The organism is Ruegeria sp. CJ9, from assembly GCF_056536625.1.
In genome coordinates this window covers 37,461-55,810 of record NZ_JBQFPY010000009.1, presented here as the reverse complement: position 1 = coordinate 55,810, position 18,350 = coordinate 37,461, and the positions used below count along the sequence as shown (strand labels likewise).

The 18,350-nt window shown below is 59.0% G+C and carries 18 protein-coding genes; 13 read left to right on the top strand and 5 right to left on the bottom strand.

The window, feature by feature from the left end; genetic code table 11:
- The first annotated feature begins 22 nt into the window (after nt 1–22).
- On the top strand, nt 23–994 hold the full coding sequence (locus tag ACR0AJ_RS17110; RefSeq protein WP_170350904.1) for a LysR family transcriptional regulator: 972 nt from the start codon (nt 23–25) through the stop codon (nt 992–994).
- Here ACR0AJ_RS17110 and ACR0AJ_RS17105 read toward each other — a convergent pair.
- Complete coding sequence (locus ACR0AJ_RS17105) at nt 991–2,016, bottom strand: LacI family DNA-binding transcriptional regulator (RefSeq protein ID WP_480741433.1); 1,026 nt, start codon at nt 2,014–2,016, stop codon at nt 991–993. The genes ACR0AJ_RS17110 and ACR0AJ_RS17105 overlap by 4 nt on opposite strands.
- A 138-nt stretch (nt 2,017–2,154) precedes the next feature.
- Between ACR0AJ_RS17105 and ACR0AJ_RS17100 the strand changes: the two genes are divergently transcribed.
- The 11 genes from ACR0AJ_RS17100 to ACR0AJ_RS17050 all read left to right on the top strand — a co-directional run bounded on the left by ACR0AJ_RS17100 (nt 2,155) and on the right by ACR0AJ_RS17050 (nt 11,165).
- The gene (locus ACR0AJ_RS17100) at nt 2,155–2,340 is read left to right on the top strand and encodes a hypothetical protein (RefSeq protein ID WP_170350906.1); all 186 of its coding nucleotides are present in this window, start codon (nt 2,155–2,157) and stop codon (nt 2,338–2,340) included.
- A gap of 24 nt (nt 2,341–2,364) precedes the next feature.
- A complete protein-coding gene (locus ACR0AJ_RS17095) occupies nt 2,365–3,510 on the top strand; it encodes a TRAP transporter substrate-binding protein (RefSeq protein ID WP_170350907.1) in 1,146 nt (381 codons plus the stop codon).
- A gap of 111 nt (nt 3,511–3,621) precedes the next feature.
- Complete coding sequence (locus ACR0AJ_RS17090) at nt 3,622–4,134, top strand: TRAP transporter small permease (RefSeq protein WP_170350908.1); 513 nt, start codon at nt 3,622–3,624, stop codon at nt 4,132–4,134.
- 11 nt (nt 4,135–4,145) lie between these two features.
- Nucleotides 4,146–5,474: a TRAP transporter large permease gene (locus ACR0AJ_RS17085; RefSeq protein WP_058282850.1), complete on the top strand. Its 1,329-nt coding sequence runs from the start codon at nt 4,146–4,148 to the stop codon at nt 5,472–5,474.
- 12 nt (nt 5,475–5,486) lie between these two features.
- On the top strand, nt 5,487–6,794 hold the full coding sequence (gene hisD, locus ACR0AJ_RS17080) for a histidinol dehydrogenase (RefSeq protein WP_170350910.1): 1,308 nt from the start codon (nt 5,487–5,489) through the stop codon (nt 6,792–6,794).
- The gene (locus ACR0AJ_RS17075) at nt 6,787–7,548 is read left to right on the top strand and encodes an SDR family NAD(P)-dependent oxidoreductase (RefSeq protein ID WP_170350911.1); all 762 of its coding nucleotides are present in this window, start codon (nt 6,787–6,789) and stop codon (nt 7,546–7,548) included. Before hisD ends, ACR0AJ_RS17075 begins: the two co-directional genes overlap by 8 nt.
- Nucleotides 7,545–8,525, top strand: a complete 981-nt coding sequence (locus ACR0AJ_RS17070) for an alcohol dehydrogenase catalytic domain-containing protein (RefSeq protein WP_170350912.1) — start codon at nt 7,545–7,547, stop codon at nt 8,523–8,525. Before ACR0AJ_RS17075 ends, ACR0AJ_RS17070 begins: the two co-directional genes overlap by 4 nt.
- 23 nt (nt 8,526–8,548) lie before the next feature.
- Entirely contained in the window at nt 8,549–8,959 is a 411-nt protein-coding gene (locus ACR0AJ_RS17065) for a universal stress protein (RefSeq protein WP_170350913.1), read from the top strand.
- 48 nt (nt 8,960–9,007) lie between these two features.
- The gene (comD, locus tag ACR0AJ_RS17060; protein WP_170350914.1) at nt 9,008–9,514 is read left to right on the top strand and encodes a sulfopyruvate decarboxylase subunit alpha; all 507 of its coding nucleotides are present in this window, start codon (nt 9,008–9,010) and stop codon (nt 9,512–9,514) included.
- Nucleotides 9,511–10,065, top strand: a complete 555-nt coding sequence (comE, locus tag ACR0AJ_RS17055) for a sulfopyruvate decarboxylase subunit beta (RefSeq protein WP_170507212.1) — start codon at nt 9,511–9,513, stop codon at nt 10,063–10,065. Before comD ends, comE begins: the two co-directional genes overlap by 4 nt.
- On the top strand, nt 10,065–11,165 hold the full coding sequence (locus tag ACR0AJ_RS17050) for an alpha-hydroxy acid oxidase (RefSeq protein WP_480741505.1): 1,101 nt from the start codon (nt 10,065–10,067) through the stop codon (nt 11,163–11,165). Before comE ends, ACR0AJ_RS17050 begins: the two co-directional genes overlap by 1 nt.
- 9 nt (nt 11,166–11,174) lie before the next feature.
- On the opposite strand, the gene ACR0AJ_RS17045 is transcribed toward ACR0AJ_RS17050, so the two are convergent.
- From ACR0AJ_RS17045 to ACR0AJ_RS17030, 4 genes are read right to left on the bottom strand one after another with little or no spacing between them, the layout of a single operon-like run.
- Nucleotides 11,175–11,915 (bottom strand): maleate cis-trans isomerase family protein, encoded by a 741-nt coding sequence (locus ACR0AJ_RS17045; protein ID WP_480663683.1) that lies wholly within the window; start codon nt 11,913–11,915, stop codon nt 11,175–11,177.
- Nucleotides 11,912–12,994 carry a pyridoxal phosphate-dependent aminotransferase gene (locus ACR0AJ_RS17040; RefSeq protein WP_480663681.1) on the bottom strand — a complete coding sequence of 361 codons (1,083 nt, stop codon included), beginning with the start codon at nt 12,992–12,994 and terminating at the stop codon, nt 11,912–11,914. The genes ACR0AJ_RS17045 and ACR0AJ_RS17040 overlap by 4 nt, the downstream gene beginning before the upstream one ends.
- Complete coding sequence (locus tag ACR0AJ_RS17035; protein ID WP_480741429.1) at nt 12,991–14,640, bottom strand: hydantoinase B/oxoprolinase family protein; 1,650 nt, start codon at nt 14,638–14,640, stop codon at nt 12,991–12,993. Before ACR0AJ_RS17035 ends, ACR0AJ_RS17040 begins: the two co-directional genes overlap by 4 nt.
- Entirely contained in the window at nt 14,637–16,736 is a 2,100-nt protein-coding gene (locus tag ACR0AJ_RS17030) for a hydantoinase/oxoprolinase family protein (protein ID WP_480741427.1), read from the bottom strand. Before ACR0AJ_RS17030 ends, ACR0AJ_RS17035 begins: the two co-directional genes overlap by 4 nt.
- Nucleotides 16,737–17,042: 306 nt before the next feature.
- Here ACR0AJ_RS17030 and ACR0AJ_RS17025 point away from each other — a divergent pair, with 306 nt between their 5' ends.
- Nucleotides 17,043–18,341, top strand: coding sequence for a hypothetical protein (locus tag ACR0AJ_RS17025; RefSeq protein ID WP_170377969.1), 1,299 nt, complete (start codon nt 17,043–17,045; stop codon nt 18,339–18,341).
- Nucleotides 18,342–18,350 lie beyond the last annotated feature (9 nt).

Sequence of the window (18,350 nt, the reverse complement as noted above, 5' to 3'; positions counted from 1 at the left end):
ATCGAAACAATGGGTGTTCGCGGTGTCGAAATCTCTGAGCCTTCGTTGGCTGGAAGTCTTCCGGCTGGTAGCCAAATCAGGGTCGATCCAACAGGTCGCATCCGAGACGGGGCTGTCGATCAGCACCGTCTCGAACCACCTGCGTAGCCTTGAGGGCGCGCTGGGCGTCGATCTGGTCGATCACGGGCGTCGCCCAATGGGTCTGACCCCTGCGGGTGAGGTTTTTGCGCGATATGTTCGCGATGGGCTGACTGTGCTGAAACGGGGCGAGGCTGAAATCCGGTCCGGCAACTGGCAGCATGCAACAGACCTGCGGCTGGCCCTGATCGACGATTTCGACAATCAGATCGCGCCGGATTTATTCCGCTTTCTGGCTCAGGCCCTGCCGCGGTGCAGTTTCCGCCATTATACGCGCCCTAGTCACGAGATCATCGCCAACCTGCAAGAGCATAAACTGGACGCTGGCGTCGCCACGCGGCCTTCGGAACGGACGGAAGGGCTGATCGAATACCCGCTGATGCGCGATCCGTTTATTGTGATCCTGCCCATTGGATATCAGGGTACACCCGAAGATCTGCTGACGCCTGATGCAGAGTTGCCTCTGCTGCGCTATTCACGCGACCTTATGATCGGCAAACAGATCGAGATTCAGCTGACCCGCAGCAAATACAACCTGCCCAACCGGTTCGAATTGGAATGCAATCACTCGATCATCGGGCTGGTTGCCGAGGGTAGCGGCTGGGCAATTACGACCGCCGCCTGTTTCCATCGCGCTCAGAGGTTCCACGATAGTCTCAGGGCGATCCCGTTTCCGGGGCGGAACTTTGTGCGCACCGTGTCGCTGTTCACAACCGAGGTGTATCCCGAAACAACCTCGAAACTGATCCAAAAGGTAATGGCGACGCTGATACGGCAGCATTTCACCGACCCCATGAGTGCGAGCCATGCCTGGCTAAAAGACGATTTCCGCACCATGGAGGCCGAAGCCGCCTAGCTGTCAGCAGGCGGCCCGAGGGATTGGCCCTCTACGATATGTGTGGCCAGCCGCTTACCGCTGCCACCTGCCTGGTTTTCAAGCATTCCGATCAGCTCTGATGCGGCCCTGCGGCCCATTTCCCGGTGCGGGACGTGTACGGTTGTCAGGCGGGGCGTGACAATCCGGGCCAGCTCGATATCGTCAAATCCGGTGATGGAGACGTCCCCGGGCACACTCAATCCCATTTCCTGCGCCCGATGCAGGGCGCCCACGGCCAAAACATCGTTGCCGCACAGGATCGCGGTAGGCGGCATATCCTGCGCCATCAAGCCCGAGAAGGCCGCGGCCCCGTTTTCAATCTCATAAGGGGTTTCGATGATAGTCAGGTCTGACAAGGTCAGATCATTCTGTCTGACCGCATCCTGTACACCTTCGATCCGCAGGCGGGCGCGATCATTGCCTGCGCTGATGCCTGAAATCACGCCGATCCTTCTGTGGCCCAAACTGATCACACGGTTTGCCAGTTCGGCCATTGCCGCACGGTTGTCAAAGCCGATACAGGGAAGCTGCCCATCGGGCAGGTATGACCAAGCGACCAAAGTTGGAATTTTCCATCGCTCAAGGTTTTCGTAAATCTGCGGTTTGCGGTCATGTCCGATCAACAGCAAGCCGTCCGCGCCACGCGCGACCAGCGTTCGGATCTGCTCTTCCTCGATCTCCGGTTTGTAGGCCGAACTTGAGACCAGCAGCGTATATCCGTGCTGGTGCAATTCTTCCTGAAACGCCTGCAGGCCACGGGCGAAGATGGCGTTCTCCATCGTCGGAATAATCGCACCAATCGTCGAGGACCGCTTGGCTGCCATCACGCGCGCAGCAAAGTTTGGCACGTATCCCAGCGCGTCTACAGCTGACTGAACGCGCTGGCGCGTCGCCTTGACCACCTGATCTGGGTTGTTGAGGCAACGTGATACGGTTGCGGTCGAAACGCCAGCCAGTTTGGCCACATCATCCAATGTTGGCGCCGATCCAAGTTTCGACATTTTCAAATCCGCCATTCACTTTTGCCAATAAGTCTAAACTTAACCGGGTCGCAAGGAAAGCTGTTATGTAAGCGCTTGCATTTTTTATGTAAGCGCTTACAAATGAGATCGGGCCGATTCCAAAGGGAGTCCTGAGAAATGTTTCTGACCGCATCCATCATCGTGTTCGTCATCTATTTTGCGAACGTTGCCATGGGGGCATTTGCGGGCAGCGCGTTTCTTGGGGACGTAGGAGAGATGTTGGTCCTGTTCGCGGCGTCGATCCTGTTCGTTGTCGCAATTCTGAAAAGGGAAGCTGACCGCGACGCAGAAAGCGACGGCTGACTTTTTTGCTTGGGAGGGCAATTAATGAACAACGACAAAAAAGAACTGGCCTCGGCAGAGCGCCGCAATTTCCTGAAGCTCAGCGCTAGCGGTGCATTCACTGCTGCACTCGTGGCCGGAGCAGGCGGCGTGCTGTGGTCATCCGAAGCGGCAGCGCAAACCGCAAAAGAGGAAAAAGAGCGTGAAAACGCTGCGGATCATGTGATGACGATCGCCACGGCCTATGTGCTGGGCGCGTCGCGCAGCTATCCGATCATGCAGCTGGATCTGAAGGAAAACATCCAGAATGCCACCAACGGCAAAGTTTATGTGAAACTGGCGCCGGGTGGTCAGTTGGGTGCAGGCGGTTCGCTGGTGCAGAAAGTGCAAGGTGGCACCATTCAGGCCGCGCAACATTCGCTGTCGAACTTTGCGCCTTTCGCGTCCACCGTTGACCTGATTAACATGCCGTATCTGTGCGGCTCGAACCAGCGTTTCACCAACCTGGTGCATTCCGAAACTTGGAAGAATGAGGTCCATCCCAAGGTCGAGGCCGCCGGGTTCAAGGCGCTGTTCTATGTGGTGATCGACCCGCGTGTCGTTGCGGTGCGTCAGGGCGGGAACCCCATTGTCACACCAGCAGATATGAGCGGCGTGAAGTTCCGCGTGCCGGGCTCAAAAATGCTGCAACAATACTACCGGATGGTTGGCGCGAACCCGACGCCGGTGGCCTGGGGTGAAACACCTTCGGCAATCAAACAAGGCGTGGCCGATGCGCTCGATCCGTCGGTCGGCGCGCTTTATGTCTTTGGGTTTAAAGACATTCTCAGCAACGTGACCTTCACGCAGGCGGTGCCGGACAGTCAGGTTTATTCCTGTAACCTGGAATGGTTCAACTCGATGCCTGCGGATGTGCAGGAAGGCATCATGTGGGGGGCGGAAATGACCAGCCACCAGAACCTGTCCAAAGTACCCTCGGCCCGCGCCTTTGCCATGGCTGAACTGAACAAGGCCGGTGTGCAATTCCAGTCGCTGACAGATGATCAGTTGGCCGAGTGGAAAGATGTCGGTGGCTATCAGCGGTCGGAATGGGATCCGTTCAAGACCGAGTTGGCCGGATCAATGGACAATTTTGAAAAGCTGGTCGAAGCGGCCGGAACGCAGGGCAAATACTACGTCCACGACGCGTAATACCAAGCCGACGGGCGCAGCCAACGTGCCCGCTATCATCCTTAGCAGTCAGGCCGAAACCGGCCCGTAACAGAAGGCCAACGCCTGACTGCTCTTTTGTCGAGGGATACGATGACCGTTCTTCAAAACATAGACCGCAACGCCGAACGCTGGCTGCTGCTGGTGTTCTACGTGATGCTGGTGATTACGATGGCCATCGAGGTTCTGCGACGAGAGATTTTCGCGTTTTCCTCGATCTGGGGTGAGGAAATCGTTCGCTATTCCTTCATTTATCTTGCGTGGATCGGGGCTGCGGCTGCGGTCCGGGAACGCGCCCATATCCGCATCGACGTAATCATGCATTACTTGCCGCAACGACCCAAAGCGCTGTTGTATATATTCGGCGACCTGGTGATGTTCGTCGTGGCGATCATTGCACTTTACTGGTCGTTCGAGGCGGTCCACGTTTCGGCCAAGTTCGGCTCGGTGACGGACGGGCTGCGAGTGTCCAAGGTGTGGTTCCTGATGGCGGTGCCCACCGGATTCGCGCTGATGATCTGGCGTCTGATCCAATCCTTCCTGCGTGATTTGAAATCCCTTCGTGACGGCACGCCCGTTTTCGAAGGCGACAAGCTGTTTGACTGAGGAGAAACAGGATGCTCTGGAATTCCCTCAATCAAACCGTTGAGCTGGGCTGGGATTTTTATCTGCCTGTAATCATGTTCGTGGGCCTGATCGCGCTTGCGGTTCCGGTATGGGCCGCGATTGGTACGGCTGCGATTGTCATGCTGATTATGTCGGGCGACCTGCCGCTCAGCCTTGTTGGCGAAAGCCTGTTCACCGGCATCGACGCTTTTGCGCTGACCGCCGTGCCGCTGTTTATCCTGACCGGCGACGTGCTGGTGCGCACTGGGCTATCGCGCAAGTTTCTGGATGTAGCCGAGGCGCTGACCTGTTTCGCCAAGGGCGGTTTCGGATCCGCCACCGTTTTGGTCTGCGGCATGTTCGCGGCCATTTCCGGCTCGGACGCGGCGGGGGCTGCCGCAGTGGGCCGCATGACCATCAACCGGCTGGTCGAAAGTGGTTATCCGCGCCCCTATGCCTGCGCGCTGGTGGCCGCCGGTGCCTGTACTGGTATCCTGATCCCGCCGTCCATCGCCTATATCATCATCGGTCTTGTGTTGGGTATTTCCGCCTCGACCCTGTTCTTGGCGGCGTTGATCCCCGGTCTGGCCATTCTGGTGTCGATCCTAGTCACCAACATCATCATGAATCGCCTCTATGCCTATGAGGGCGGTGGCATGATGACCATGGGCGAATGGCTGGCCAATCTAGGCAAAGCGCTGAAATCCGGCTGGTACGCCTTTATCGTGCCAGGCATTATCTTTTACGGTATCTTCTCGGGGCGTCTGACTCCGACCGAGGCCGGCGCCACCGCCGTTGTTGTCACTATCATCATGGGCTTTATCCTGCGTACGCTGACGCTGGCCGATTTCCCCTCAATGCTGGTCAGTTCCGCCAAGGTGAACGGCGTTATCCTGCCCATCATCGCTTTCTCTGCCCCCTTAGCCGAGGCGCTGGCGATCATGGGTGTGCCGCAGGGTTTCGTGGCCTCGATCACATCGTTGACCGATGACCCCTATCTGTTGATCCTGCTGATGATCGGCATCCTGATCGCCGCTGGCTGCGTCATGGAAACGACACCGAATATCGTCATCCTTGCCCCCATCCTCAAGCCGTTGGCGGACAATATCGGCATGAACGAAATTCAGTTCTGTATCATGATGATCACCGCGTTGGGTGTGGGTTTCATTACCCCGCCTCTGGGCCTGAACCTGTTTGTCGTATCTGGCATTACAGGCGAGTCCATTCTGAAGATTGCCGCACGTGCTGTGCCTTTCGTATTAACGATGCTGATCGTGGTTTTGCTGATCGCGTATGTCCCGGCGGTGTCGACCACTTTGCTACCTGAAATCTACCAATAGGACTTGCTGACTATGCCTCGTGACTATCTGAAAAAGGCGACGCTGACCCCTGAATCTCATGCGTCCGAAGTGCATGAAACGGTCAAGACCATCCTTGCCGATATCGAGGCAGGTGGCGACGCCAAGGCCATGGAATATGCCGCCAAGTTCGACAAATTCGACGGCAATGTCCTAATGACTCAGGACGAGATTGACGCCGCTATCGCGCTGGTGCCGGAAAAACTGAAAGCTGACATCCGATTTGCTCATGACAACGTGCGCCGCTTTGCGGAAACGCAAAAGGCAACCGTGTCCGATGTTCAGATGGAGATCGTTCCGGGTTTCGTCGCTGGTCAAAAGGCAATCCCGGTGGATGCGGCAGGATGCTATGTGCCTGGTGGTCGTTACAGCCATATCGCAAGCGCGATCATGACGGTTACGACGGCCAAGGTTGCCGGGTGCCGCCATATCACGGCCTGTTCCCCTCCACGCCCTGGTGCAGGGGTGGCCCCGGCGATAGTTTATGCGGCGCATATCTGTGGTGCTGACAGCATTCTGGCCATGGGCGGCGTGCAGGGTGTGGCCGCGATGACCTATGGCCTGTTCGGATTGCCGCGCGCCAATATCCTTGTTGGCCCTGGCAATCAGTTTGTCGCCGAAGCGAAACGTATCCTTTACGGCAAGGTCGGCATCGACATGATCGCAGGGCCTACTGACAGCCTGATCCTTGCCGACAGTTCATCCGATGCGCATGTGGTTGCGACCGATTTGGTCTCTCAGGCTGAACACGGCTACAACTCTCCGGTTTGGCTGGTCACTGATGATCGTGCCCTGGCCGAAAAAGTGATGGAGTTGGTGCCAACGCTTATTGAAGACTTGCCGGAACTGAACCGCGAAAACGCCTCAGCCGCGTGGCGTGACTATGCCGAGGTGATCGTTTGTTCGGATCGTGAAGAAATGGCGGCCTGTTCTGACGAATACGCGCCCGAGCATTTGACCGTTCAGGCCGAAGATCTGGATTGGTGGCTGAATCGGCTGACCTGCTATGGCTCGTTGTTTCTGGGTGAGGAAACGACGGTTTCTTACGGCGATAAGGCGACCGGAACCAACCATGTGCTGCCGACATCGGGTGCCGCCAGTTATACCGGCGGTCTGAGTGTTCACAAGTACATGAAAATCGTCACCTGGCAGAGGGCCACGCGCGAAGGTTCAAAGCCCATTGCTGTGGCAACTGCCCGGATTTCCCGCCTGGAAGGGATGGAGGGGCACGCCCGGGCGGCAGATGTTCGTCTGGCCAAGTATTTTCCTGATGAACAGTTTGACCTGACGTCAGATGGATGACCCCCGATCTCTCTTTGATCTGACGGGGCAGGTGGCCTGCGTGACCGGGGCCAGTTCGGGGCTTGGTCGCCGGGTGGCGGTTGTTCTGGCTGCTGCCGGTGCTCAGGTGGTTGGCGTGGCCCGCCGGGCCGAGGCACTGTCAGATTTGAAACGCGAAATCGGTGAGCGTGCCGAAACCGTGGTTGCCGATGTGGCCGATCGGTCGGTGACAGGGGCGTTGGTGGAACAGATAGGCTCGAAATTCGGATCGCCGGACATTGTTATTCACGCGGCCGGGGTAAACACGCGTGAAGCAGCGGATGATGTCACCGCTGAAGGTTGGGATGCCACGCTCGCGCTGAACCTCAGCGCGCCGTTTTTCCTGAGCCAGGCGATGGTGCCTGCCATGAAGAAACGCGGTTGGGGACGGATTGTGAATTTCGCCTCGCTGCAAACCACACGGGCTTTTCCGGGGGGTATTGCTTATGGTGCAACCAAGGCCGGGATCGGGCAACTAACGCGCGCCATGGCCGAGGCTTGGTCGCCGCACGGGATCACCGCCAACGCCATCGGGCCGGGGTTCTTCCCGACCGAACTGACCCAAGCCGTGTTCGATGATCCCGAACGTGCCGCTCGCAACGCGGCTCAGACTTGTACCCAGCGCAACGGGCGGGTTGAGGATATCGACGGGCCGATCCTGTTTTTGTGCTCGAAAGCCTCGGATTACGTCACCGGGCAGGTGCTGATGGTTGACGGAGGGTTTACGGCGAAATGAAAGCTCTAGTCTATGAAGGTGTAGAACAAGTGGCCTTTCGGGATGTCCCGGATGCTGCGCCGCGGGAAGCCGAACATCTTATCCGGATCGAGGCCGCTGGCATCTGCGGATCGGACATGCACGCCTATCTGGGCCACGATGCACGCCGCCCGGCACCCTTGATCCTTGGGCACGAGGCCGCAGGCACGATTGTAGGCGGCCCACGCGATGGCGCGCGCGTCACCATCAACCCGCTGGTGAGTTGTAGCAAGTGCAGCGCGTGCAAGTCGGGGCGCGAGAACCTGTGCGCCGACCGTCAGATCATTTCAATGCCACCGCGTGAAGGGGCCTTTGCCCAATATGTCGCCATGCCCGCCAGCAATCTGGTCGAAGTACCGGCACATGTGAGCTTTGCAATGGCTGCGCTGGCCGAGCCTCTGGCGGTCAGTTGGCACGCGGTCCGGCTGGGCCTAGAGGCGCTGCATCCCACGATGGATCGCAAAGCGTTGGTGATTGGCGGCGGCGCCATCGGTGTGGCCGCAGCGCTGGCATTGTCTGCGATGGATGTTGATGATGTGGTTATCGTCGAACCCAGCGACGGACGGCGCGCATATTTGCAGAGCACTGGTGCGTTCAACGTGGTCAAAGAGACGATGCAAGACTTCCCCCTTGTGATCGACGCGGTCGGCTTTGCTGCCACTAGGTCCATGGCCTCAACGATGGTTCAGCCGGGCGGGGTAATTGCCCATGTCGGGTTGGGCGAAGACGCCGGTGGGCTGGATATACGCCGCATGACCTTGCAGGAAATCACTTTTATCGGCACCTATACATATACGGCCGAGGATTTCCGGCAAACCGCGCAGGCCATTTTTGATGGCCGATTGGGTGGTTTGGATTGGGTTGAAGAACGGGCCCTGTCTGAAGGCGCCGAGGCGTTTCGTGACTTGCGCAATGGGGTCGTTGCGGCACCGAAAATCATCCTCATGCCGTGGGCATAGGCCCGGAAGAAACGGAGGGATTCATGTACAAGAAAATTCTGGTTCCAATGGCGTTGGATCACGATATTTCGCAACACACGCTAGAGGTCGCCCGCGCGCTGACCGCCGAGGGTGGCGAGATCGTCGCGCTGCACGTCTATGAGATGCCACAGGGTTCGGTCAGTGCCTATCTGGACAAAGAGATGGTCGCGGAAGGCTTTCGGGCCGCTGCCAGAGTATTGAAAGAAAAGACTGAGGATCTTGAGGGCATCCAGCCCGAGATCGTCAAGGGCCACACCGCCCGGAGCATCATTGACTACGCCAACAGCAATAATTTTGACTGCATCGTCATCGGTTCGCACAAGCCGGGCCTCAGCGACTATTTTCTGGGATCGACCGCGTCGCGCGTCGTCCGTCATGCCGGATGTGCGGTGCATGTGCATCGTGGCATCTGAACCATCAATCGCGCCCCGGGCGCCCCAAACAGGACTGACAGACCGGAAATGAACATAGACAAGAAGATCACTGACGATCTGGTGGCGAACGATATTTCGTTTGTAACCACCGTCCCGTGTAAGCAGCTTGCTGGCGTGATCGAGGAGATCGACGCGCGGGAAGAGATTTTCCACATCCCGTCAAACAAGGAAGACGAAGGGATGGGCCTTTGCGCAGGCGCGTGGATGGGCGGTAAGCGCCCGGCCATCATCATGCAGAACACGGCGATTGGAGTGACCATCAACACGCTGGCAACGCTGATCCAGTATTATCGCATGCCGCTGCCTATGCTAATATCGTATCGTGGAGAGCTGCGCGAGCCCGTGGCCTGCCAGGTCGAGATGGCTGTGCACACCAAAGCCTTGCTGGCGCAGATGAACATCCCGACCTACCACTTTCACCATCAGGCGGATGTCGAGGAACTGGATGCAATCCTGAAATACACCTTCATGTGCAACAAGCCGGTCGCAATCCTGACCGATGCCAATTTCTGGGGAGGCTACGGCGACCAATGATCCGTTCTGAGATTCTGAAAGAAATCGCCCCGATCCTGCGTGATCAACTGGTTGTCTGCAACATCGGTATCCCCAGCCAGGAACTGCACGCAATCGATGATCAGCCGACCAATTTTTATATGCTGGGCACGATGGGGCTGGCCTCATCCATCGGTCTTGGGCTGTCGCTGTCGCAGCCGAAGCCGGTGATCGTGATTGACGGGGATGGTTCGATCCTGACCAATCTCGGCACGCTGCCGACCATCGCCAACAACGTGGCCGATAACTATATCCTGCTGATCGTCGATAATGGCTCTTATGGCTCGACCGGGGATCAACCGACCTATGCGGGGCAGAAAACCTCGCTGGCGAAAATGGCCGAGGCTGCCGGGTGCGAACGTGTGATCGAATGCCAGGCCGAAGAGACAGGCCGTGTGCTGCAAGAGGCGCTGGATGCCAAACAGATGACCATCATTGTAAGCAAATGCGAAAGCGGGAATGCCAAGATGCCTGTCATCACAATGGATCCGGTAGTCATCCGTGACCGCTTTATGAAGGCCGTTCAGGCTTGATCCCAAGCAACGCGATCCACAGCGCAGAAGACGCTCGCCGCATTTCGCGGCGGCGTCTGCCGTGGATGGTATTCGACTACATTGACGGCGCGGCGGGGCTTGGAACCGGCGCTGCTCGCAACCGTGCCGCCCTGGACGCTATGACAATACGCCCGCGGGTGTTGCGGGACGTCAGCGAACGGTCTCTGGCGACCGAAGTCTTCGGCCAGCCCACACAACGCCCCTTCGGCATCGCGCCAATGGGCATGTGTAACCTGTCCGCACCCGGGGCTGATCTGATGCTGGCCCGCTTGGCTGCGCAGTATTCGGTGCCGTTGGGCGTGTCTACCGTGGCGTCGACGTCGATGGAGGAGATCATAGTCGAAGCCGAAGGCAACGCCTGGTTCCAGCTTTATTTCAGCGGCGACGGCTCGGGCACGTTCAAGCTGGTCGATCGCGCCCGCGCTGCAGGTTACGAGACGCTGGTGCTGACCGTGGATGTTCCCGAGGTCGGGCGGCGCCCGCGCGAGCTGCGCCATGGGTTCAAGATGCCCTTTCGGATCGGCCCACGCCAATTCGTGGACTTTGCCCTGCATCCGAAGTGGTCCCTTTCAACCCTGATGGCAGGTAAACCTCAGATGGCGAACTTTCTGACTGAGGGTTACGAGTTTGACCGCACCGAAAGCCGCGCAAAGGCAACATGGGAGACGCTGGCCCGTCTGCGCGATCAATGGGAGGGCAAGCTGGTCGTCAAAGGTGTGCTAGACCCCGAGGATGCGCTGGCCGTGAAAGCAGCGGGCGCTGATGCCCTTCAGGTCTCAAGCCATGGCGCGCGGCAGCTGGACAGCGCCCCGGCGGCGATTGAAGCGCTGCGACAGATACGCACCACCGTGGGCGACGAATACCCGTTGTTCTATGACAGCGGGTTGCAGTCCGGTGAGGACGCCATAAAGGCCATATCCGCGGGTGCGAATTATGTGTTCTTTGGCCGCATCCTGCAATTTGCCATGGCCGCCGCAGGCGAGGCGGGCCTGCAGCAGCTTTGGGATGTGTTGAGCGAAGAATTCAGCATTACCATGGCCCAAATCGGAGTGACATCCGTTGGTAAACTGAAGGATTGACCGCTCGGATCACCTTTCGCGTTCCAATAGCTGTCCGTACCCGGGGATGGGTTCATCGATATTCAACAGTTGCAACGCCTGAAACAGCATCGCCTGGTTCGAGCTGATCACCGGTTTCCCAACCACATCTTCCAGCCGGGCTATGACCTCGACGCTGCGCATGTCGGTGCAGGACAGAACCAGCGCGTCGGCCTCGGGGTGATCAGCCCCGCGGCCCAGTTCGAATACGGCATCCGGCTCTAACGCCCCCTGGCCTTCATTGCCAAGCGGTTCAGACACTTCCGAGCGTTGGATCGAGTCCACCCCCAGCTTGCCCAGAAAAGCAATCGCCATGTCGTTGATCGCCGGAACATAGGGCGAGGCGAAACCGATACGCTTGGCCCCCAAGGTGGACAACGCATGCACCAACGCCCCCGCTGCGGTCACCGTCTTGGCCCCGCTATCGGCGCTGATGCGGTTGGCCAGATCTCGGTCGAACTCGGGGCCATGAGTCAGCGTGGCCGAGGTGCATCCGTAAAAGACAACGTCCGGCTTGGTTCCCATCAACAGGCGCAAAGGCTCATCCAAGTCGGCGGCCCCTAGATCGTGCATCTGGGATTCGTCGGGGATTTCGTCCTCGTCATACCCACCCAATCTGGCTACGTGCAGTGAAACGCCTGCCGGGGACATCAGGGCCAGGTCAGGCTCAAAATTGGTGTTGGTGAAGGGCACCAGCAGGCCGAACCGGGCCCGCCCTCTGGAAGCTGTCATATCTGTCCCTCCTGTTTCCATTGCGTCAGGATTTCTATCGCTTTGACCAGCGCCGCCTGCGGACCGACGGTCATGCGCAGGGTATGAGGCAGGCCCGCGCCGCCTTGCGGGCGCAGGAACACGCCCTCGGACCGCAACCTTTGATCCGCGCTTGCTGCGGCTTCGGTGCTGCCCATGTTGAGCAGCACAAAGTTGGTGAAACTGGGATAAGGCGCGAACCCGGCCTGTTTCAACTGGGCCGTTGCCTGATCCCGCAAGCTTGCGGTGATCGCGCAGGTTTCGCGCATATAGGCATCGTCCCGCACGGCTGCCGCTGCAGCGATTTGGGCGCTGGCCGGGACGTTGTTCGGGTTCATCACTTTACGCAACTCTCTGGCGATGGCAGATGGAAACAGACCCCACCCGACGCGAAACCCCGCCATGCCGTATGCTTTTGAAAACGTGCGTAAAACGACCGTATTGCCGCCCTGAACCAGATCGAAAAACCGCTCGCCCAGGTGATCAGAAAATTCGCCATACGCTTCATCGATCACCAACAGGATGTCAGGCCGCAGGCCCTGACGCAGGCGGACAAGTTCGGCTTTCGGAATGCGCGTGCCGGTCGGGTTGCCGGGGTTTGCGACAAAGACGATCCCGGTATCCGGTTGGACCGCGGCAAGCATGGCGTCGACACTGACGACGGCATCTACTTCGGCGGCAGGGTCGAACCGCGCGTTTGTCACCTGCGCCGCCGTTTGAAAGAACGGATAGGCATGGGCGGGCGCCAGTACCGCCCGGTCTGGCCCTGCGAACACGCGCGCCAGGCATCCGATCAGGTCGAGCGATCCGTTGCCGCACAAAATACCATCGGGATCTATTCCGTGCAGTTCGGCCAGTGCGTGCCGCAGGTCCGTCCAGTCCGGATCGGGATAGAGCATCGCGCTGCCCAACGCCTGCGCCGCCGCCTCGGTCGCCTTGGGGCTGGGCGGGCGCAGGCTTTCATTTTGCGACAGCGAGATCAGGGTTTTGCCCTCGGGCGCGTCAAGGTTGGCCAGCGCATAGGGGGACATGCACGCAATATGCGGGTGCGGTTGGGTCATGTTTGCCTCCGATACTGGGTTTGGGCCATCGCCTCGCTGACAAGGCCCGCGCGGACGTCGCTTTGCACCGCCTCCTCCGGGCGTTCCTCGGGCAGGCCAAAGCCACCCCCACCCGGAGTTTCAAAGATCAGCGTTTCACCGGCCTTGATCCGAACCTCACCTTTGCCCGGCAGTTGGCGGTTTTCCGGCATCACGGTGATGCGACCGGACGCGCCGTCCAACCCACCTTCTCGGCCGTTGGCTGGGTTCTTGATCCGCTCGACCGACAGGAACAGCATCAAATCCTGATCCTTGGACGCGCTGAGTTCGATATGCTGCCCCAGACCGCCGCGCAGACGCCCGGCGCCACCGGAATCGGACCGCAGTTCACGACGGTGAAAAAGCACAGGGGCAACCGCCTCGGTGGTTTCGACCTGACTGCCCCAAACGCCGCTGGGAAAGGCCGTGGCCGACAGACCGTCCAGCCCGGGGCGTGCGCCAGTGCCGCCATTGAACACCAATTCCAACGCAAACTGGTCATCGCCCCGATCGGTCGCTTCAGGCGCGTGGCGCAGGGGCAGATCGTACATGCATGATGCCCCCTCGGCCGGAACCTTTTCAGGCAGGGCCTGCGACAAGCAGCCATAGACCAGGTCGGGGGTCATCTGCCCCAACGTATGCCGCATCGCCACCGGTGCCGGAGGTTGCGCGTTCAGGATACAACCCTCGGGGCCCGTCACCCGAAACGGATCGAGCGAACCCGCATTGTTCGGGATATCCGCCCCGATGATGCAACGCAGGGCAAAGACGGTATAGGCGGTTGCATAGTTCAGTGGCACGTTGATCCCTTTACCCACACAGGCCGCTGTGCCGTCGAAGTCCAGCAACAGGTGATCATCGGCGATGGTCAGCGCTGCGTGCAGTTCGATCTCTTCGTCGTAACCATCTACTTTCAGCACGTGTTGCCATGTGCCCTTGGGCAGGCCGGCGATGGCCTCTAACGTGCCGCGGCGTGACGTTTCGATGATGTAATCGGACAGCGCGCTCAGGTCGGTGATGCCAAATTCCTGCATCATCTGAACCAGCCTTGTTGACCCGGCCTCGCAACAGGCGATCAGGGCATAAATGTCGCCCTCGTTGGCTATGGGCTCGCGAGAGTTGGCTTTGACGATCTCAAGCACCAGCGCGTTGACCTCGCCTTGGCTGACCAGTTTGCAGGGGGGGATCAGCAGCCCTTCGTCATAGATATCCGACCCTTCCGGCCCCATGCCCAACCCGCCGAGATCGACCAGATGCGAGGTGCAGGCTGTATAGCCGATAACAGTGTCGCCGAAGAACACGGGCATCATCAGCAAAAAGTCGTTCAGGTGACCCGAGGCAATCCAAGGATCGTTGGTCATATAGATGTCGCCGGGTTTCATATCGGTCTGGGCAAATCTGGCGCGCAGGGTTTTGACCGCCTCGGCCATGGTGTTGATATGTCCGGGCGTGCCGGTGACAGCTTGTGCCAGCATCCGGCCCTGCATGTCGAATATCCCGGCCGAGATATCGCCGCATTCGCGCACAATGGGGCTGAAGGCCGCGCGGATCAGCGCCTGACCCTGTTCCTCGACCACGGCCAGAAGTCGGTTCCACATCACTTGCAGGCGTGTATTTGATTGGATCATCCCTGTGCCTCCTCTTGCCGCGTCAACCAGATATTGCCCTGGCCATCCACGGTTGCGCTGAAATCTGCGCTAACAAATGTGGTCGTTTGTGCCTCGACAATCAGCGCCGGACCGCTGAGCGCGGCTCCGGACGTCAGGTCGGTGCGGTTGTAGACGTCTGCAGAGCGCCATTCTCCGTTGATGTCGCACAGGATCTGGCGCTGTTCGGTGGTTTCAGCCTGTTGATGGACCGGGTTATCGGGATAAGGTTCATGCGCAGGTGCGGGCGATGAAACAGACAGCCCCCAGTTCAGAATCTCGATGGTCATGCCGGGCACGATCCGGCTGAATTGTCGGCTGTATTCCGTCTCAAACGCTTGCCTCAGCGCGTCGAGGTCCGAGGCGGCCATAGCCCGATCCGGCAGGCGGATTTCGATCTCATGCCCTTGCCCGTGATATCGCATATAGGCGATCCGGCGTTGCAGCAATTTGCCGTCGGGCGCACCGGCGCGGACAACCTGTTCCGCTTCGGCCTGCATACTGTCGAAGAACTGGTTCAACCCGTCGATATCCAGACTGTCCAACCGGGCATAGCGTGACCGGATGACCTCGTACGAAACCGGCGCGAACAGAAACCCAACAGCCGAGCCGACGCCGGGATCACGTGGGATCAGAACGCGCCGCATCTGGGCGCGACGGGCCACACGGGTGGCGTGCAGTGGACCGTTGCCGCCAAACGCGATCATAAGCCGATTGCCAAGGTCCTTGCCGGATTCGACCGCGTGCATACGACCTGCGCTGGCCATGCTTTCGTCGACAATCTCACTGACCGCAAAGGCGGCCTGATCGGGGCTCAAACCCAACGGCTCGCCGACATCCTCCGCCATCGCCTGTTGTGCTGCGCTCTGATCGATCTGCAGACGTCCTTCGGCAAAATGCCCAGGCTCGATCAGACCCAGCGTCAGATCAGAATCGGTGACCGTGGGATTTTCCCCGCCCTTTCCAAAGGCTGCCGGGCCGGGGTCTGATCCCGCGCTATGGGGGCCGACCTGAATACGGCCCAGACGGTCGACGCTGGCGATGGAACCGCCCCCAGCGCCGATTTCGATCATCTCGATCACAGGTATCCGAACCGGCATGCCTGAGCCTTTGATAAAGCGTTCGGCCCGCGAGATTTCGAATTTGCGCGCGGTCTGAGGGCGGTATTCGTCGATCAGGCACAGCTTGGCCGTGGTGCCGCCCATGTCAAAGGACAGCACGTCCGCCTCTCCAGTGGCCTCGGCGATGCGGGCGGCGAGAACGGCGCCACCGGCGGGGCCGGATTCGACCAGACGGATCGGTAGCCGGGCAGCGGTGTCGAGCGTGGTCATGCCGCCGCCTGCCGTCATCATCAGGATCGGGCAGGTTAACCCCATCTGCCGAAAGCGCGCCTCAAAATCCTGCAAATATCCGGCCATGAGCGGCTGCACGTAGGCATTGGCAATGGTGGTACACAGCCGGTCGAACTCGCGCGCTTCGGGGCTGACCTCGTGGCTGAGAGAGATGACCAAATCGGGCATATGCAGCGCCAGCAGATCGCGCAGGGCCAGTTCATGTGCAGGGTTGGCATAGGCGTGCAGCAGGCAGATGGCGACGGCCTCGACCTCAAGCGCCGTCAGTTCGTCCACCAAAGGCGCGATGGCCGCCGCGTCCAACGGTTCCAGTTCCTGCCCGTTGACGTCCATGCGCCCACCGATGGTCAGCGAATGGGTGCGTGGCACGATCAGGTCGGGTTTGACCAGATCAATCGCATATTGGCTGTAGCGTCGCTCATAAGCGATTTCGAGGATATCCCGGAACCCACGCGTGGTGATGGTGGCGGTCGCGGCCCCGCGCCGTTCGATCAACGCATTGGTGGCGAGCGTGGTGCCATGAATGAAACCGGTTACCCGATGCCAATCGGCACCAGCGGCTTCAAGCACATGCGTGGCACCCGCAACGGCACCAAGGGCAGGGCGATGTGGAGTGGTGGGAGTTTTGGTGGTTGCCACCACCTGCGATGCGCTGTTCAGCAGGACGGTATCAGTAAACGTACCGCCGATATCGATTGCCATGCGCAATCCATCTGGTTGGATCATTTGGGTATCAGCCTGAAAAGGTGGAACAAACCCGAAGCCGGGTCAGATGATAACGGTCTGTCCCCGCGGGTTAGACGACCAGATCGCACCCGGTGTCGCGACGCATCATCGGTTGTCGAAGGGTGGCTGTCACAGCTTCGGTTCCTTATCCTCTGATGCCTAGAACATTGAGTGAGGAATGCCCCATCCGTCAACAAATCTTTCGGCCCCCATGAATTTGGTTCCATTCCAGTATTGTGATATGACGTCGGGTAAGGTGCATCTTATTCACAAGTATTCCTAAATTTCATCTCAGGGGGGGAAGTTATGAAATTCAGCCATACTACACGTAGTGTTCTGATCGGTGCGGGCCTGATACTGGCAGGTCTGTCGCCCGCATTGTCGCAGGACCGCGAGGAAAGCCAGGGCATGGTGCTGCTGCGCGGGCTGCCGACGCTGGATACGAGTCACAGTATCGCAATCATTGAGCTGGACCCGGAGTCGGATCGGTTCGGAGAAATCCTCAGCGAAGTAGAACAGCCTGAGATGGAGCATCCCTTGCACCATCTGTATTACAGCCCGAATGGCAGGCTCTATGCCACGGGGCTTGATCCCTCGTGCAGCCTGGCCGAGGTCGGGTTGGCCCGCGATGCAGGCGGTGCGCCGGTGATTTCGGGCTTTACCTGTCTGGATACGCAGGGACAGATGGTGGGTGAAGACATCATGTGGGCCAATTCGAACGGTCAGGAATACATGTTCGTGACCTTCATGGGCGGAACCGGCGGCGATGATGGCGGTTCGGTGGGCGTTTTTGATCCACAGACGAATGAGGTCGTAAAAGTGATCGAAGCCCGCAAAAGCCAGGTGGGCGAAGGCGCGCCCTATATCATGTATCCGCATGGTATCTCGGCTTTTGAGGACCGCATGGTCGTGACCTCGACCGTGCATCCGGATCTGGCCACCGGTGTTGGCAACATGCTGACGATCATTGATCTGAACGCGCTGGAGCCCATTGAAAACATCTTGGTTGAGAAAGAAAAGCCGCTGGACTTTCCGTCCTCTCCGGTCGAGGTGCTGTTTGCCCGCCCGGGCATCCATCCAGATATCGAACCGGCCATTCTGGCCAATACAATGTTCGGGTTCGAGACGTGGAAAGTACCTTATGACGCCAGTTCCAAGAGTTTTGGTGAGGCCGAAGTGATCTATAGCGGTGTTGCCAATGAAACGGCTGTACCTCTGGAATTCTACGGCACCGAGGATGAGCTGTTCATCTCGCATGCCCTGCCGGGTGTGGTGAAACGCTATGAATTGGCCGCGTTGCCCGAGCTGGTGCCCAGCGGGCCGGATATCGTCGCCGATCCGGGGGCGCATCATATGATCTTTTTCACCTCGGCTTCGGGGCGCGATTTGATTGCCGTTCAGAACAATCTGCTGAATCTGGGCAACGGGGCTGAAGATGATCCGACCGATGTGGATTTCATCGCCGATCTGGCCAGCCATACGATCTCGGTTCATGATCTGGAGACCGGAGAGCGTCTGGCCACGATTGATTTCAAAGAGCGTTACAACAAGGGGGTGGATAACCTCGAAGGGCTGTTTGGCTCGGGGTTTGTTCACCACCACTAACGTCCGTTG

What these genes read in the sequence shown, in the direction of transcription:
- ACR0AJ_RS17100 (WP_170350906.1), top strand. Translation starts at nt 2,155, where the DNA reads ATGTTTCTGACCGCATCCATCATCGTGTTCGTCATCTATTTTGCGAAC.
- ACR0AJ_RS17040 (WP_480663681.1), bottom strand. Translation starts at nt 12,994, where the DNA reads ATGACCCAACCGCACCCGCATATTGCGTGCATGTCCCCCTATGCGCTG.
- ACR0AJ_RS17025 (WP_170377969.1), top strand. Translation starts at nt 17,043, where the DNA reads ATGAAATTCAGCCATACTACACGTAGTGTTCTGATCGGTGCGGGCCTG.
- comD (WP_170350914.1), top strand. Translation starts at nt 9,008, where the DNA reads ATGAACATAGACAAGAAGATCACTGACGATCTGGTGGCGAACGATATT.
- ACR0AJ_RS17075 (WP_170350911.1), top strand. Translation starts at nt 6,787, where the DNA reads ATGGATGACCCCCGATCTCTCTTTGATCTGACGGGGCAGGTGGCCTGC.
- ACR0AJ_RS17070 (WP_170350912.1), top strand. Translation starts at nt 7,545, where the DNA reads ATGAAAGCTCTAGTCTATGAAGGTGTAGAACAAGTGGCCTTTCGGGAT.
- hisD (WP_170350910.1), top strand. Translation starts at nt 5,487, where the DNA reads ATGCCTCGTGACTATCTGAAAAAGGCGACGCTGACCCCTGAATCTCAT.
- comE (WP_170507212.1), top strand. Translation starts at nt 9,511, where the DNA reads ATGATCCGTTCTGAGATTCTGAAAGAAATCGCCCCGATCCTGCGTGAT.
- ACR0AJ_RS17095 (WP_170350907.1), top strand. Translation starts at nt 2,365, where the DNA reads ATGAACAACGACAAAAAAGAACTGGCCTCGGCAGAGCGCCGCAATTTC.
- ACR0AJ_RS17030 (WP_480741427.1), bottom strand. Translation starts at nt 16,736, where the DNA reads ATGATCCAACCAGATGGATTGCGCATGGCAATCGATATCGGCGGTACG.
- ACR0AJ_RS17035 (WP_480741429.1), bottom strand. Translation starts at nt 14,640, where the DNA reads ATGATCCAATCAAATACACGCCTGCAAGTGATGTGGAACCGACTTCTG.
- ACR0AJ_RS17105 (WP_480741433.1), bottom strand. Translation starts at nt 2,016, where the DNA reads ATGTCGAAACTTGGATCGGCGCCAACATTGGATGATGTGGCCAAACTG.
- ACR0AJ_RS17045 (WP_480663683.1), bottom strand. Translation starts at nt 11,915, where the DNA reads ATGACAGCTTCCAGAGGGCGGGCCCGGTTCGGCCTGCTGGTGCCCTTC.
- ACR0AJ_RS17065 (WP_170350913.1), top strand. Translation starts at nt 8,549, where the DNA reads ATGTACAAGAAAATTCTGGTTCCAATGGCGTTGGATCACGATATTTCG.
- ACR0AJ_RS17085 (WP_058282850.1), top strand. Translation starts at nt 4,146, where the DNA reads ATGCTCTGGAATTCCCTCAATCAAACCGTTGAGCTGGGCTGGGATTTT.
- ACR0AJ_RS17090 (WP_170350908.1), top strand. Translation starts at nt 3,622, where the DNA reads ATGACCGTTCTTCAAAACATAGACCGCAACGCCGAACGCTGGCTGCTG.